General features: G+C 40.8%; 16 protein-coding genes. 6 read left to right on the top strand and 10 right to left on the bottom strand.

Going from position 1 to position 14,611, the window contains the following annotated elements; all coding sequences use genetic code 11:
• Positions 1 to 218: 218 nt before the first annotated feature.
• The 4 genes from A9267_RS12130 to udp form a co-directional block, all read right to left on the bottom strand.
• Positions 219 to 1,163: an SPFH domain-containing protein gene (locus A9267_RS12130; protein ID WP_055023521.1), complete on the bottom strand. Its 945-nt coding sequence runs from the start codon at positions 1,161 to 1,163 to the stop codon at positions 219 to 221.
• Entirely contained in the window at positions 1,163 to 2,098 is a 936-nt protein-coding gene (locus tag A9267_RS12125) for an SPFH domain-containing protein (protein ID WP_065109351.1), read from the bottom strand. The genes A9267_RS12130 and A9267_RS12125 overlap by 1 nt, the downstream gene beginning before the upstream one ends.
• Positions 2,099 to 2,226: 128 nt before the next feature.
• Positions 2,227 to 2,697: an NfeD family protein gene (locus A9267_RS12120; protein WP_055023523.1), complete on the bottom strand. Its 471-nt coding sequence runs from the start codon at positions 2,695 to 2,697 to the stop codon at positions 2,227 to 2,229.
• A 336-nt stretch (positions 2,698 to 3,033) separates the two neighbouring features.
• Positions 3,034 to 3,792, bottom strand: a complete 759-nt coding sequence (gene udp, locus A9267_RS12115) for a uridine phosphorylase (RefSeq protein ID WP_055023524.1) — start codon at positions 3,790 to 3,792, stop codon at positions 3,034 to 3,036.
• 306 nt (positions 3,793 to 4,098) lie between these two features.
• Between udp and A9267_RS12110 the strand changes: the two genes are divergently transcribed.
• The gene (locus tag A9267_RS12110) at positions 4,099 to 4,308 is read left to right on the top strand and encodes a YdcH family protein (protein ID WP_065109350.1); all 210 of its coding nucleotides are present in this window, start codon (positions 4,099 to 4,101) and stop codon (positions 4,306 to 4,308) included.
• A 95-nt stretch (positions 4,309 to 4,403) separates the two neighbouring features.
• Here the strand turns inward: A9267_RS12110 and A9267_RS12105 are convergent, their stop codons facing one another.
• Positions 4,404 to 4,865: a hypothetical protein gene (locus tag A9267_RS12105; RefSeq protein ID WP_065109349.1), complete on the bottom strand. Its 462-nt coding sequence runs from the start codon at positions 4,863 to 4,865 to the stop codon at positions 4,404 to 4,406.
• Between the two features lie 283 nt (positions 4,866 to 5,148).
• Between A9267_RS12105 and A9267_RS12100 the strand changes: the two genes are divergently transcribed.
• From A9267_RS12100 to A9267_RS12090, 3 genes are all read left to right on the top strand, one after another.
• A complete protein-coding gene (locus A9267_RS12100; protein WP_065109348.1) occupies positions 5,149 to 5,982 on the top strand; it encodes a mechanosensitive ion channel family protein in 834 nt (277 codons plus the stop codon).
• A 293-nt stretch (positions 5,983 to 6,275) separates the two neighbouring features.
• Complete coding sequence (locus A9267_RS12095) at positions 6,276 to 6,695, top strand: hypothetical protein (RefSeq protein ID WP_065109347.1); 420 nt, start codon at positions 6,276 to 6,278, stop codon at positions 6,693 to 6,695.
• The gene (locus A9267_RS12090) at positions 6,692 to 6,886 is read left to right on the top strand and encodes a helix-turn-helix transcriptional regulator (protein ID WP_055023529.1); all 195 of its coding nucleotides are present in this window, start codon (positions 6,692 to 6,694) and stop codon (positions 6,884 to 6,886) included. Before A9267_RS12095 ends, A9267_RS12090 begins: the two co-directional genes overlap by 4 nt.
• Positions 6,887 to 6,913: 27 nt before the next feature.
• Here the strand turns inward: A9267_RS12090 and A9267_RS12085 are convergent, their stop codons facing one another.
• Positions 6,914 to 7,384: a GNAT family N-acetyltransferase gene (locus A9267_RS12085; RefSeq protein ID WP_055023530.1), complete on the bottom strand. Its 471-nt coding sequence runs from the start codon at positions 7,382 to 7,384 to the stop codon at positions 6,914 to 6,916.
• A 198-nt stretch (positions 7,385 to 7,582) separates the two neighbouring features.
• Here A9267_RS12085 and A9267_RS12080 point away from each other — a divergent pair, with 198 nt between their 5' ends.
• Complete coding sequence (locus A9267_RS12080) at positions 7,583 to 8,302, top strand: DUF3313 family protein (protein ID WP_082972351.1); 720 nt, start codon at positions 7,583 to 7,585, stop codon at positions 8,300 to 8,302.
• Between the two features lie 368 nt (positions 8,303 to 8,670).
• Here A9267_RS12080 and A9267_RS12075 read toward each other — a convergent pair whose 3' ends face one another.
• Positions 8,671 to 9,549: a radical SAM protein gene (locus A9267_RS12075; protein WP_065109346.1), complete on the bottom strand. Its 879-nt coding sequence runs from the start codon at positions 9,547 to 9,549 to the stop codon at positions 8,671 to 8,673.
• A gap of 155 nt (positions 9,550 to 9,704) precedes the next feature.
• On the opposite strand from A9267_RS12075, the gene A9267_RS12070 reads away from it, so the two are divergent.
• Positions 9,705 to 9,962 (top strand): hypothetical protein, encoded by a 258-nt coding sequence (locus A9267_RS12070; protein ID WP_055023532.1) that lies wholly within the window; start codon positions 9,705 to 9,707, stop codon positions 9,960 to 9,962.
• A gap of 88 nt (positions 9,963 to 10,050) precedes the next feature.
• Here A9267_RS12070 and A9267_RS12065 read toward each other — a convergent pair whose 3' ends face one another.
• The 3 genes from A9267_RS12065 to A9267_RS12055 form a co-directional block, all read right to left on the bottom strand.
• The gene (locus tag A9267_RS12065) at positions 10,051 to 10,368 is read right to left on the bottom strand and encodes a putative quinol monooxygenase (RefSeq protein WP_055023533.1); all 318 of its coding nucleotides are present in this window, start codon (positions 10,366 to 10,368) and stop codon (positions 10,051 to 10,053) included.
• 21 nt (positions 10,369 to 10,389) lie between these two features.
• Complete coding sequence (locus tag A9267_RS12060) at positions 10,390 to 10,869, bottom strand: GNAT family N-acetyltransferase (protein WP_065109345.1); 480 nt, start codon at positions 10,867 to 10,869, stop codon at positions 10,390 to 10,392.
• A gap of 126 nt (positions 10,870 to 10,995) precedes the next feature.
• Positions 10,996 to 14,160 carry a TonB-dependent receptor gene (locus A9267_RS12055; protein ID WP_065109344.1) on the bottom strand — a complete coding sequence of 1,055 codons (3,165 nt, stop codon included), beginning with the start codon at positions 14,158 to 14,160 and terminating at the stop codon, positions 10,996 to 10,998.
• Positions 14,161 to 14,611: the final 451 nt, after the last annotated feature.

Here is a 14,611-nt window from a genome sequence, read left to right as displayed (position 1 = left end):
CTTAACCTAATGCACTCATCATAAACATAACCTTATCTTATTGATTTCGCAAAATTTGAATGACTCATTAATCAGTTAGTCAATCAGGTTTTTAGTCAGTTTTAGCCACTTATTCGGCTATGTCGCCGCGATTTGAGCAGTAATTATACCCGCCACGGTATTTGCTATATAAAAAAGGCTAGCACTGCTGCTAGCCTCTCCCTTAACGAATCAAACAACTATTTTTTAGCCTTAAATTCGTCTTCAAGACCCATGGTCGTCATCCATTGCTCGAAATTAATCAAGTTAGCCGGTAATACCACTCGGTTATCGGCATCACTTAACCCTTCAAGTTGCTTGAAGTATTGCTCACCTAATTGCAAACGCAGTGCGCTGTGTCCGCCAGGTTTTGAAATAACGACAGCCAGACGCTCAATCGATTCAGCGGTCGCTTTAGCAAGGGTTAAAATCTCTTCAGCCTTACCTTCAGCTTCGTTAATACGGCGTTGCATCTCACCTTCTGACAAGTTAATGGTTTCAGCCATAAAACCTTCAGAGCGATTAATCTTACTTTGTTTATCACCTTCACTTTTTGCCAATAAAGCACGACGCTCACGCTCAGCATTCACTTGCATTTCCATGGCATTTTTAACTGTTTCTGGCGGGGTAATGTTTTTAATTTCATAACGATGAACTCGAATACCCCAAATCGCTCCAGCTTCATCAAGCACTTCAACCACTTTGGCCGATATAATATCGCGCTCTTCGAAAGTACGGTCTAAATCCAGCGTACCAATAACGGAGCGTGTGGTTGTTTGTGCCAATTGAATTGCTGCATAACGATAATCAGTAATCCCGTAACTCGCTTTAACGGGGTCCACCACTGAGATATAGATTACCCCGTCCACTTCAACATTGACCTCATCACTTGAGAAACATTCTTGTGGAGGAACATCAATGGTTTCTTCTTTCAAATCGTGGATATAAGCCACTTTATCAATAAAAGGCACTAAGGCATGAAAACCTGCATCTAGTGTGTTGTGATATTTTCCTAAGCGCTCAACAATGTAAGCAGACTTAGTAGGCACTAATCGAATTGACTGAAATAACTTCAGTACAAATATTAAAAAGATTGCGCCCCAAATGATCATCACGATGAAATCTGTATCAACTCCGTTTAACATTATCGTGCTCCTTTTGTGGCTGATGATGGTTTAGCTACGGCGTGGGTCACTTGCTCCATACCTTCAAAAAAGCCTTCTAATTTAGCCATTTCAGCAGGAACTACCGACACTTGAGACTCAGACAAAATGTTACCCACTTGGCTAATAAACTGCTCTTTTAGCATCATGTTCATCGCATCATTACCGCCTTCGTTAGCCAGTGCAGTACAAATCATATCCATGCCTTCTGATTTTGCTTTAGCAATGATGGTAATTTCTTGCCCTGAACCAATTGCTTCGTTGATCCGTTTTTGTTTTTGACCTTCTGACAAGTTAATCGCCTCTTGGCGTTCACCTTCTGACATGTTGATCATGGCCGCTTTTTCGGCGTTCGCTAGGGTGATCTCAGCACGTTTACGACGCTCTGCTTCCATTTGCTTTTCAAGCGTATGAATCACATGAATAGAAGGAGTGATGTTTTTGATCTCATAACGCAGCACTTTGATCCCCCAAGGATCGGATGCTTTATCAATCTCACGTACAATCGACTCATTCAAACTGTCACGTTCTGAGAACGTTTGCGATAGGGTTAATTTACCAATCTCTGAACGCATGGTGGTTTGTGCAAGGTTAACTGCAGCGCGGCGATAATCTTCAATACCGTAACTGGCTAACTTACCGTCCATGACTTTTAGGTACACTAAGCCATCAACTTCTAATTGAGTATTATCTTTTGAAATACAGCTTTGCGGTGGGACATCGAGTACTTCTTCACGGGTATCGTGGCGGTAAGCAACTCGGTCAACAAAAGGCACTAAAAAATGAAATCCCGGTTGTAATACGGTTCTAAATTTACCTAAACGCTCAATCACATTGACCTCACGCATTGGTACAATCAACATGAGTTTATACAAGATAAAAACGATGAATAAAAATGCTATGGTTAGTTCAAACATACTTCCCCTTCCTTTTGAAAATAATATTCAAGCCAATAATGAGCATGGCTTTAATATGACTTTATCCGTGATTTTTTATTAATTTGGCTTACGGTTTTGCGCTTTTGAAATGCACATATAGCGCTTCGTTAAGGCGACACTTCAGTTTCGATATATGGCTCAACAATTAACGCGATGTTTTCACGGCAAATAATACGCACTTTGCTACCTGACTTAATCTCACTACCGTCGCCTAATGCTGGCCATTCAGTGCCTGAATAAGTCACCCGACCTTCTCGTTCACCTGGACCAATATCAGCCTTTACCGTGACAATTTGATTATATAAATCCATTTCTTCGTCGGTATTATCCACGTGAGCATCCCCTCCAATCATTCGTTGAGTGACATGACGAAAGCTCAGAAGTAATACAATTGAAGTGATAAACCACAGGGTAAAACTTTGTGTAGCGCCATCAACAACACCTGTAAATAGTGCAGCCGCAACGATGACACAGGCTGTGCCGAGTAAGATAACGATACCCCCGGGAACAATAATTTCCGCGAACATTAAGATGAGACCAACAATTAACCAAATGCTGGTTGGATTTGAAAACTCCATATACCCCCCTGTAAACACGTTATCATAGAATCCTTTAAGCTATTAAACCCTGATCCAACCCAGATTTTAGGCAGGGAGTTTATAGTCTTGATAACCATTGGAATGCTAAAAGCACTTTGACAATATCTGTACTGTTCACACCAATTAAGATAAGGGTTAACAACACGACATATTATGTCAACAATACAGTAAAATGACTAAATTGCAATCATATTCCACACGGGGACACGTTCGCTTACATTAAAAACACTGCGCAATTTACCAAATACAACCAATAAAAAAGGTGCCTAAGCACCTTTATATTCAAACAGTTAAGTTAATTTATAAACTTAACGATTACGCCATGAGTTTTCGAGCAGCATCAACTACGATAGTAATTGCACTGACTTCGGTTTTCTTCATCATCGCTTCGTCAGGGATCTCTTGTTGAGTACGATTCACAATCACACCTGCAACGCAGGCTGCGCGCCAACCTTGTGAAGCACACATAGTAAATAGCGTCGCTGATTCCATTTCGTAGTTTAATACGCCCATCGCTTGCCACTCTTTCATTGAGCCAACAAAACGACTGGTCACTCGGCCTGAAACGGTATCGTAGCGCTCTTGACCTGGGTAGAAGGTATCTGATGACGCGGTAATGCCAACATGAGGCTCTAAGCCATAATCACGACAAGCGGCAACCATTGCTGTTGTACAGTTGAAGTCTGCAGCTGCTGGGAATTCAAGCGGAGCGAAATGTAAGCTCGCGCCATCTAAACGTACCGATGCCTGAGTTACAATCACATCACCAACATTAACTTGAGGCTGAATCGCACCAGTGGTACCGACACGCAAGAATGTGGTCACACCAAGTTGTGCTAACTCTTCAACCGCAATTGAAGTCGAAGGACCACCAATACCAGTTGAACAAACCACCACAGCTTTACCATCGATATAAGCAAGATAACTGGTATATTCACGGTGACTGGCTAGAAACGTTGCGTTGTCCATTAATTCAGCAATTCGCTTAACACGCTCTGGATCACCCGGAACAATTGCCGTTGTTGCACCATCAAGCATTTGCTTGGTTAAACCTAAGTGAAATACGTCGGCCATGTTGAAAACCCCTTTCATTATTGAATATAAAATCCTAATTATGTCGACTTTACCCCACTATTAACTCAGTTAGGGTTAACTCGATCACATAAATCTTGATACTTATAAAACGCTTGTTGTGACAAATTTACAAATGCCAATACCAACCTCTAATTTAGCGCACCATAAACTACCTGAAACTCAATAGTCAATTTTAGTTTATATTCAGTAATAACAAGCATTTTAATAATAATTGATCTTGGTCACGATACTGGCTTAAAAGTCGGCGTAATTTGGTATTAACAATAGAAAAAAAGGAGCCCTTCTATGTTTCCAGAGTACCGTGATTTAATCAGTAAATTAAAAACCACCAATGCCCATTTCTCAAAGATTTTCGATGAGCATAATCAGCTAGATGAACAAATTAAACAGTACGAGCAGCACTACAGTAGCGATGCCACTCCCGAGCTTAAAATTCTCAAATCCAAGAAATTGCATTTAAAAGAAGAAATTTTCTCAATGCTGAAAAAGCATTAACGCTGACACTTTTATCAATTTTCAGCCAATAAAAAAGGACGCATATGCGTCCTTTAATATTGTCAGGCATCAGTGAGATGCCATCGAGTTTGTCATTACTGAGAAATAGCTTCAGTAATAGCTTCACTTGAATCAAAGTGCTCAATGCTAACGACATTGAATTTATCTAATTTGATGACTGACGCCATGTCTTTTTCTGATGGGAAAGTTGCTGTGACATCACCTTCACGATCTAACCCCATTGAAAAGGGTAAGTCTTTCATTTTTGGGATAGCGACAAATCTAGCAATAAGAGAAGGCATACCGCTGATATCAGCAATATAAACTAAGTTCTCTGGTTGTTTTTCAGCTGGCAATGATTCAAGCGATGCTTGAATAAGCTCGCCGCCTTTCATGCCTCGGCTAAATAATACCCATTGAGTTTGTTCATTTACCACTAAAGGCTGCTCAAACTGATCTTCTAAAGTCACTGGTTCAATTTTATCATTCACAACAAACACCTCAGCTTGTGCTGTCGTCATAAACAATAAACTTGCTACAAATAAAATGGCTTTCATCTTGTTATTCCTGAAGTAGAGTACAAACCTTACCGTGAGGCAAAGTGATAAATGTAATTGCGCACTAAACTATACCTTCAATGTGATTTAACACCGATGAAATTGCATTGGAACCTTGAGGTATCTCACGGAATGGCATCATTGTTATGTATGAAATATGACTATTGCAATCAACTCACCTTTAAATGATTAAAAGTGTTAATAAACTCGACAAATTAGTGCTTTTTCGCAACACTATATTCAATGCATTCATGTTCCATCATTCACAGTAAAGAACACTATTATGAACGAAACAGGATTAGACCAAGAGCTAGCCCAACTGCAAAATGTTTACGATTTGCTCACCGAGTTTATTGTGCAATATAGCTTCCAGATTGTTGGTGCCGTAATCATCTTTTTAATTGGTGTATGGGTTGCGAATAAAGTCTCTAATGTCGTTACGAATCAATTCGAAAAACACAATATTGATGTCACCCTAGGTAACTTTGTTTCGAACTTAGTCAGAATCACAATTATCGTGATGGTGGCAATCATTGCCCTTGGTAAGCTAGGCATTAGTGTCACTCCAATGGTAGCAGCAATTGGTGCGGCATCATTAGGTGCAGGTTTAGCACTTCAAGGCATGCTGGCAAACTACGCTGCAGGGGTTACCATTATCGTGACTCGCCCTTTTGTGATTGGTAACACTATCGAAATCCAAGGGGTTTCAGGTGTGGTGCAAAAAATCCAGTTGGGCTTAACGATACTGACTAATGAGGAAGGCGAGCTAATTAGTATTCCTAATAAGCATATCGTCGGTGAAATTTTACATAACTCTCAAGAATATAAATTGGTCGACACTAAATTTAATATTGATTATCAAACCGACCCACAACACGTCATTCAGCTGATTGCTCAAGCACTACAAACGCAAGACAATATTAATCAGTCTCGCCCGCCTCAAGTGGGTATTAATGACTTCAACAGTATTGGTATGGAAATCGGCGTACGTTACTGGGTGCCAACTAATAGCTACTATGACGACAAATACCAAAGCAACTTGGCCATTATAAATGCCTTAAAAAGTGCTGATATCACGATTCCTTGTCCGGTTAGAGAAATCCATTTACAACAGTAAACTGTAGTTGTTTCCATTAAATAGCGTTCAGCCAGAATAATTGCACTCTGGCTGAATAGGCTATTTCAAACAGTGCTAGCTAAAATGGTATCATTTTTAATATCAACACCTTAACGACTTAGCTACTCTACTTTCTCCCATTGGCTACCTCATCTGGCAAGCAACACTCTTGTCTTTAAAAGCAAGTTAGACAATACAAAATGTCGTCAAAACTTGACATGAGCAATATTTGAACACATAGTTAAGTCAAGTTAGTTTGACATTAAGACAAGTTTACTTGAAAGGAATCGGCGATGAAAACACCTCAATCAACGACAACAGATTGGAAAGAGCGTAACGCTAACTACACAAAAAAACTGGCCAAGTGGACCGCTGCTTGGGTTGTGACGTTAGCGATAGCAACGTTTGGTCCAGTCTTTATCTGGCAACAAGAAGCGATAACCATAACAGCAATTGTGGTTAACTTTTTAGTGGGGATCGGGATGATTCTAGCCAATAAGCATCATTTACTGAGCCTTGATGAGTTACAACAAAAAATACAACTTAATGCCATGGGATTGAGTCTAGGCGTTGGGCTAATTTCAGGTATCAGTTACTCTACACTGAGTACCACTGGCGTAATAAACAGTCATGCAGAAATCTCCCATTTGGTGATTGTCATGAGCTTAACTTACATGGTCGGTATTATTCTCGGTAACAGGAAGTACCAATGAAAAACAGATTAAAAGTACTTCGGGCTGAGCGTGATTTAACTCAAGCTCAACTGGCGGATTTATTGGGAGTATCTCGACAAACGGTCAACGCTATTGAGAAGGGAAAATTTGACCCAAGTTTACCGTTGGCGTTTAAGGCCGCTAAACTGTTTGGCCTCACTATCGAGGACGTCTTTGAAGATGAGGCTTAGTTCAACGAGATTTTTTGTCGTTTACTTTTATAAAGAGAGCGACATAAAAATGCTATTTTCATCCGCTTGGTAATCAGCAAATGGGCCAGTTTCGATAAAACCGTGCTGGGCGTAAAGTTGTCTTGCTGGTGCAAAAAATGCCATTGAACCTGTTTCTAGGTAAACAGTTTTAGCGCCGGCACATTTAGCTTCATGTAGAATATGTTGCAATAGTTGTGCAGCAACACCTTGGCGTCGATAAGCATTTGCCACTCTCATTGACTTAATTTCCACACTCGTTGCAGAGTAAGTCTTTAACGCTCCGCAGCCTGCGAGCATTTGCTCATCCCATATGGTCCAAAATTTAATATTGGACTGACGAAGTTTAGATAAATCCAATGCGTGAACAGACTCAACTGGCGACGTCGCATACATATCTTGCAGATGCTCATTTAATAACTGCGCCACCTCATGACCAGATAAATCGTCCAATTTTATTGTAAACTTACTGACATCCATATCGCTTTTCCTTTGTTTTCACCGAACATTGCAAATGTTTTATTGTTAACCTACAAATCAAGAAGACTAGAGTGTTCTGACCACCGTTATTAACAATAATAGCCAGTGATGCTTTTTGTCATGCACTAGAACCAATATTGACTCTACCTTAATTCCTGCCATATTAATTAGCATCATGTAAATTAAGGGATTAAACAAATGCGTCATATCAACACATCACATATCGCTATGGCAGGACTCGTTGTATTTGGCTTGTTTGGTTGTGCAACTCAGCCTGCCACACTTCAACAAGGGCCAGATGCAGAAATCACCAAGGATGGGCTGGTTAAAGTCGATAACTCTAGATTGGCACTTTCGTACGTTCGACCTGACGTAGATTGGACCCAATACTCCAAACTCTATTTCAGGCCAACAAAGGTGACTAATGATCACCCTAAAGATTACCGTGCTCCTAGAGTCGATCCACAGACTGACGGCTTAAATGCCACCTATGACTTACCACAAGAATCGCTGGAAAAAATGGCACAACAGTTTTCAAAGACGGTGCAGGATGTCTTTAATCATGAGCAACCATTTGAGTTAGTGACTCGCGCAGGCCCTAATACCTTAGTGATTGACACTGCCGTTAGCGACATTCGCCTTAGCGCACCTGTTGAAAGCAGCCGCAGAAGCTATAATTCTATGGGTAAAACCTACACACAAAACTCAGGTTCAATGGTATTGCTGGCTGTGCTGAAAGATGGCCAAACAGATGAGGTACTCGCTAAGGCTGCCGATCGCGCTATAGGATTTGATCAATGGCGTCAAAACACTAAGGTATTTAATTGGGGTGATGTGAAAACAGTTTATCGACGCTGGGTAAATGACTTTAAAAATGCCTTGATGACCGCAGCTGCTGATACGCCTGAGACAAACTAACGATTGCTCATTGCCAATCGGTATCTGAAAAAGTGAGTCACTAGGGTCTGTTGATCTTTGCTGGTTAAGTTTTGTTCGAAATAAAAGCGTTTTAATTGAGGCAGATGGATTGATGCCTAGTCATCTAAGCAAAATTCATCCAACAAAGAGTAAAGCGCTTTTACTTGAACCCATTGGGCAAGGTTTGTTGGCCATTTTTACTGCGTTATTAACTTTTTATGTAGAATAACTACACCACAAAGTCTCCTCCTTGTATAAATGGCCAACAATTCGCTGCAAAAACAACCTTGAAAGATCAACAGGCCCTAGCAACAACGATATGTGGCTGCCCATTAGCGCAGCCACGCATGTGACTCTTCGTTGCGGCCTTACAAACCTCGTTGCCATTCCTGTCGTAATGGCACCATACCTTGCATAGCCTGATTTACTTGGGCTAGTAACTGAGGTTTATCTTTACCAAGTACGCCCTTTAACACCAAATAATTCGAAGCGTGATCAGACCTAAAAATCGTTTTGTCTAATTCCAAATTAGCCAATAGTGTTTGCATCTCATCAAGTAGACCTATTTGATCGGGTAGTTCAAAATGACCGTCAAATGCTGCATCCATTCTGTCAGTACCAAGCGGTAAGGTGACCACTAACGTAGAAAGATACTCAGGCTGCGCTGCATTCATCAATTCAGCAGAGGCTTTAGCATGTTGCAATGACAAACTTTTGCCGCCCAGCCCCATTAAAATCATCACTGACGACTTGATACCCGCTTGCTTTATTTTATTGAGCGCCGCTAAAGATGAGTCAAAATCCTCCCCTTTTTCGATACGACGAAGTACCTCGTTGTCACCACTTTCACAACCAACATAAAGCAATGACAAGCCCATTTGACGAAGCTCTGTTAGCTGTTCTACTGTCTTATTAGATAAATTACGAGGTAAGCAATAACTGCTAATACGAGTCACACTGGGTAAGTGCTTGTTAATTAGTTGGCAAATTTCTTTTAGCCGCTTAAAGGGCAAAGTCATTGCATCACCGTCGGCTAAGAATACTCGACTAATGGAATGTCTCGATGCCGCTGCTGCTAATATGTCTTGTTCAATTTTATCAACTTTATGAGCTCTAAACTTTTTTTGCTCTTGAGTATACATATCGCAAAAGCTACAGCGGTTCCAACTGCAACCATTGCTCACTTGTAAAATCAGTGATTTCCACTCAGAAGGCGGCCTAAATACTGGCTCTATATAGCTAATCAATGTCGTATCCTTTCGACCTCTCAAAACACATTTTGTATAAACAGTGAGCGTAATGACTGTTTTTTATTCTATTTCCTGATCCAAAATGTTTGAAATGATCGTATTAGTTGTTATATTCATTTTGTTAACTCAATAATTATTCAGGCTTATTGATTATGAATCAAGTTGCATATGCTATCGGCGAGCGTCGTGGGGAACCTCTCGATCAAGAACAGCATTGGGAACGGATGACAGCAGACCAAAAAATGGCGCTGTATGATTTAAACCGGTTTGGCTACCGATTACTGTTTGTAAGAATGATGCCAGAAGGCCCTCTCGCGGTGGTTTCACAACAAAGTGAATTAGCAGTGATTGATTTTGAAGGCGAAGTGAATTTGCGTCCTGACATCAAATTACGTGAAGAGTCTCAATAGCAAGACGGAAATCTAATCATTGGTTCTATCAGTCACGCATAAAAAAGAGTGCCTCTGCACTCTTTTTTGATCCAATTTAAATCACACTTTAAGCAATGACTTCATTAAACACTTCCACATGATGAGACTCAACGAGCTCAGGCATGACGTTGTGGAAATAATGTTGAATATCATCTTTAGCGCAATGCTCATCAAACGTCGCTTTATCAGTAAATTTTTCAACGAATGCGACCTTACGATCGTCTTCTAAACTCACGTTAAGCTCATATCTAATACATCCCAATTCACGACGTGTGTCTGGGATCAACGATGCTAGCGCTTCAACTAATAACTCACGCTTGCCTTCTTTAGCGACAAACTGCGCAATACAAACTATACGAGTCGTATTAATTCTATAATCTGACATAGATATCCTTGAATAGTAAACTTAACTAGGTTTTAAAGTGAGTAACATATCAATATGTGGGATGCCGTCTTCAAGGTACATCTCTGAATTATTGATAAACCCTTGCTGCTGGTAAAAATGGTTTAAATGTTGCTGAGCGCCAATTTGAATATTTTCCTGTGGCCACAAGTCCTTTACCACATCGATTGACCGTTGCATTAATGCATGGGCAATTCCCTTTCCGCGTGCAGATTCAGCAATAATAACTCTGCCAATACTCGCCTCAGGGTAGCTCACGCCTGCGGGTAAGATTCTTGTATATGCAATCAGTTCGCCTTGCGCATTGAGTCCTAATAGGTGTTTTGCGCCAGGCAACCTGTCTTTATTATCCAGTTCTGGATAAGGGCAGTTTTGCTCAACCACAAACACGTCAACTCTCAGCTTTAATACATCATAAAGCTCATCAAGACTAAGCTCGTTAAAGCTTAATAATTTCCACTGTATTGAATCTAATAACGACATCGTTTGGCGCTCAGCTCTCTTTCATTTTCAGCAGTCTAACACGAATAATAAGCGTAACAATCCATTAAATTTAGGCAAAAAAATACCGAGCATTGGCTCGGTATTTTATCGATTAATACAGCTCTATTAGAACATGTACTTCACACCAACCTTAATCTGCCATGCTGACTGATTAATATCGTAAGTATTGAAGTTGGAAGTATCTATGCCGTCTTGACCAAACGGAGTTGAGTAAGTGTAAACACCAGTTTCTGCATCATAGCTGTGATCAACAAGCACCTTGTTGCCATAACTTTGATATTGCACCTTACCCCAATCATCATTAAGCAAGTTCAATACGTTCTTAACATCGAAGTACAGCATCCCTTTATGTTTTTGAGTAAAGCCCGGTAATTCTTGAGTGAAACGGAAGTCTAATTGATGTACCCAAGGTTGATTGTGAGTGCCTTTATCAATGAGTCCACCTGCGTATTTACCTAACCCAAGCTCATCAATGGCCTTTTTAAACTCTTCATAAGTTAAGCCACCAGCATATTCAACATTGGCATCATCTGCACCTGTTGGAATATACGGTAGATATGCGTCAGAGTAGGCGTAATCACCTTGGTCACCAAATCCGCGGTCATTATACGAACCTAATACCCAGCTCATTGGGTTACCTTGGCGTGCTTCATAGAACATATTGAAGCTAGAGTTATAACCTGCAAATAACTCAGTATCGTAACCTAAGCTAAGAGTGAAACGATGTGGCGTTTCATAATAGCCTGGCCCCATAGTGGTGCCGTTACGATCTGCGCCAACAATCGGGTACTGGTAGTTTGAACCTGCTGTAGAAGATGAACCTTGGTTACCTTCGTCAACTTGGTTATAAGCATAACCAAAGCGCATGTTCAGACCCATGTCCCAATTCTTCGCCAAGCTAAAGCTTAACGTTTTGCTTGAGCCGTCAGTGTCTGCATTAGTGAGCATTAAATCTGAACGCTCTGTGTGTCCACCTTGTCCATTATTCGCTAATGGATCCCAGGTTTCATAAATTACACGGCCAGTATCATCAGTTCTGACTTTACGGCGAGATAAATCAACCCAAGTTACATCATTTTCTTTTTGGATGTAGAGGAATTCACCACCAAAGAACCAATCTTGACCTAAGGCCCCTAAGTCCCAAGTACTGTCAAAGCCAACACTGACGCGCCAATCTGATGGTAACTCAAAGTTCGGGTCAAGTGAGTTAGTATTACCGTCTCCACCCACAAGGCCATCTTGCGCTTCACCAGGAACATTACCAAAATCAGGTGTGCCCCACGCATCGTTCCAACCGCCGGTATAACTTAATAAGCTGTTGCCGTCATTTGAGAAACTATTCGACATCCAAACCGTTGGGTAACCACCGCTGTAGCGACCGACGCCACCACGTAATGTCACATCATCCGTTAGTACGTAATTTAATCCTACCCGTGGCAGCCAAATATCTAGGCCATCCATTGTGCTGTTATTAGCAAAGCCGTAACGATCAACAAAGTTGCTATTTAACTCTGGTGAGTCTGACATCATGATCCTTTCGTAGCGCACACCAAAGGTCATTTCTAAGTCATAGTTAATTTCCCAGGTATCCTCTAGGAATAATGCCAGCGTTTCCATGTTAAATTGAGCGGCAACATCATCTGGATTGCCTGATAACGCATTTTGATAGCGGAAGCGATCAACAATGCCACGCTCGAAGTCTTCGATAGAATCAAAATCCCATGTACCCATAGTGTCTTGAGCGAACAGGTTAAAGACGTCAATGCTGTTGTACTGGAAACCAAAACCAATCTTATGCTCATCTAGGTAATAATCACCCACAAAACGCACTTCTAAATTCTGGTTATCTAACTGATTAGATTGGCGTGAACGTTCAGTACCGAACGTGACTGTACCGCCTTCAGTTTTTACAGCAACCTGACCGATACCTAAGTTATCTACAGGGTTAGAATTACTCACAGTATCTTTATAAGCGACTTTAAATTCAGTGGTAAAGTCATGGCTCCAGTCACTGTATACAATCGCAGCGTAAGATTCGAAATCTTCTTCTTTATCGTACCAATAGCTTGATAAGTTTAAGTAACCTTCGGTATCAGAAACACGGTTAGTCATATTACCGACCGTTTTTTGATAGGTTAAAGAAGCACGGTGGTCATCGTTAATGTTCCAGTCTAACTTAGCCAGAATCTTCTCATCTTTTTCTTGAGGTGTGGCGTTATAACTACCAATATTATCAAGGCCATATACGCTACTAGCGATGCTATTAATCTGCTCTAATTCTTCAAGTGTTACCCGAGAATCATTTGGGAAACCCGCTCCTGCAGGTCCCCATTCAGCCGCTTGTGGTGCATCAAAGTTTTCATAAGAGCCGAAGAAGAATAGCTTGTCTTTAATCAAAGGAAAGCCAATCGYGCCACCAAATGTGGTTTCTTCGAAATCCTGCTTTAAAGCTTCACCAGTGATTTGATCTTTACCATCACCTGCCATGCTGTCATTGGTGGTTTCCCAAAACATCGTTCCCGATAGCTCATTGGTACCCGACTTGGTTACCGCATTAACTTGTGCCCCAGAAAAGCCACCACTACGCGCGGTAAATGGCGAAGTATTTAATGCAACGCTCTCTACAGCATCAATAGATATTGGTGAACGCTGAGTTGGATAACCATTTGAATTTAAGCCGAAATCATCATTTTGAGATACACCATCAACCACAAAGGTGTTAAAACGAGGGTTAATACCCGCAACACTCATAGAGATACCATCATTCCCCACAACCGCCATTGGGTTTTGACGTAATACATCTTTTAAGTCACGGTTTATACCAGGTGAATTAGCAATATCATCAGCACCAAACTCACTGTTACTGCCAGCTGAACGGTAGTAGTTGGCATTACCCACAACCCCAATTCGCTCAATGTCAGTAGCAGATTTTAATTCACGATTAAAACGCAGTGTTTCGCCTACATTTAAAAACAAACCTTGCTCAACATCATCGGCAAATTCATCAGAACCGACTTTAATAATGTATGGACCACCAACACGTAAACCACGAGCTGCAAACTGACCGTCAGCGCCTACTGGCACTTCTGTAACGGTACCTGTTGGCTCGTGAATAATAGTAATAGTTGCATCGGTAACTGCATTACCCATTGGGCCAACAATGTGGCCTCGAATGTTAGATGCAGTCTGCGATGCGGTAGCTGGTAGAGATACGACACCTAAAGCAAAGCAAGTCGCCAGCGCTAAGCGACTAATTTTATGGTTAAACATTATCTGACCCCTGAAAAATTATAATATAGCTAGTTGGTCTAGCCTTATATGAAGCTGTAGAGTAAAACTTCAGGGGCGGATGCTATTGAGCATATATTTCAGTGCCATTTCATATTTGTAGCAAAACGCATCAATGGCAAAGTACATCTATTTACAAAGCGTTAATTAACATATCGAATTTACCATCACCGAAATAACGGCATCTGACTAAAAGCCCGATGAGACCTAGGTTAACTAATGTTAATCTTGTGAGAGGGGTATGATTTTTTTAAAAACTGAGGCAATAAAAAGCAAATTAATTAGGTTAAAAAGTTTTTTAACACTTCAAAAAAACAAACAAATAAGCATCAACAGGCAAACAAACAAACCTCAATACACGAACAAATAAAAAACAAATCACCCACCAACTAGCAACAACCTTGAGTAGCAGGCAAAAAAATACCGAGCCTAA

The organism is Shewanella sp. UCD-FRSSP16_17, assembly GCF_001675935.1.
Lineage (GTDB): Bacteria > Pseudomonadota > Gammaproteobacteria > Enterobacterales > Shewanellaceae > Shewanella > Shewanella japonica.
Note: the sequence above shows the minus strand (reverse complement) of the source record. Positions and strands in the feature narration are given on the sequence as shown.

What these genes read in the sequence shown, in the direction of transcription:
- A9267_RS12125 (WP_065109351.1), bottom strand. Translation starts at nt 2,098, where the DNA reads ATGTTTGAACTAACCATAGCATTTTTATTCATCGTTTTTATCTTGTAT.
- A9267_RS12070 (WP_055023532.1), top strand. Translation starts at nt 9,705, where the DNA reads ATGAATCAAGTTGCATATGCTATCGGCGAGCGTCGTGGGGAACCTCTC.
- A9267_RS12120 (WP_055023523.1), bottom strand. Translation starts at nt 2,697, where the DNA reads ATGGAGTTTTCAAATCCAACCAGCATTTGGTTAATTGTTGGTCTCATC.
- A9267_RS12085 (WP_055023530.1), bottom strand. Translation starts at nt 7,384, where the DNA reads ATGGATGTCAGTAAGTTTACAATAAAATTGGACGATTTATCTGGTCAT.
- A9267_RS12095 (WP_065109347.1), top strand. Translation starts at nt 6,276, where the DNA reads ATGAAAACACCTCAATCAACGACAACAGATTGGAAAGAGCGTAACGCT.
- A9267_RS12080 (WP_082972351.1), top strand. Translation starts at nt 7,583, where the DNA reads ATGCGTCATATCAACACATCACATATCGCTATGGCAGGACTCGTTGTA.
- A9267_RS12130 (WP_055023521.1), bottom strand. Translation starts at nt 1,163, where the DNA reads ATGTTAAACGGAGTTGATACAGATTTCATCGTGATGATCATTTGGGGC.
- A9267_RS12105 (WP_065109349.1), bottom strand. Translation starts at nt 4,865, where the DNA reads ATGAAAGCCATTTTATTTGTAGCAAGTTTATTGTTTATGACGACAGCA.
- A9267_RS12065 (WP_055023533.1), bottom strand. Translation starts at nt 10,368, where the DNA reads ATGTCAGATTATAGAATTAATACGACTCGTATAGTTTGTATTGCGCAG.
- A9267_RS12090 (WP_055023529.1), top strand. Translation starts at nt 6,692, where the DNA reads ATGAAAAACAGATTAAAAGTACTTCGGGCTGAGCGTGATTTAACTCAA.
- udp (WP_055023524.1), bottom strand. Translation starts at nt 3,792, where the DNA reads ATGGCCGACGTATTTCACTTAGGTTTAACCAAGCAAATGCTTGATGGT.
- A9267_RS12060 (WP_065109345.1), bottom strand. Translation starts at nt 10,869, where the DNA reads ATGTCGTTATTAGATTCAATACAGTGGAAATTATTAAGCTTTAACGAG.
- A9267_RS12100 (WP_065109348.1), top strand. Translation starts at nt 5,149, where the DNA reads ATGAACGAAACAGGATTAGACCAAGAGCTAGCCCAACTGCAAAATGTT.
- A9267_RS12110 (WP_065109350.1), top strand. Translation starts at nt 4,099, where the DNA reads ATGTTTCCAGAGTACCGTGATTTAATCAGTAAATTAAAAACCACCAAT.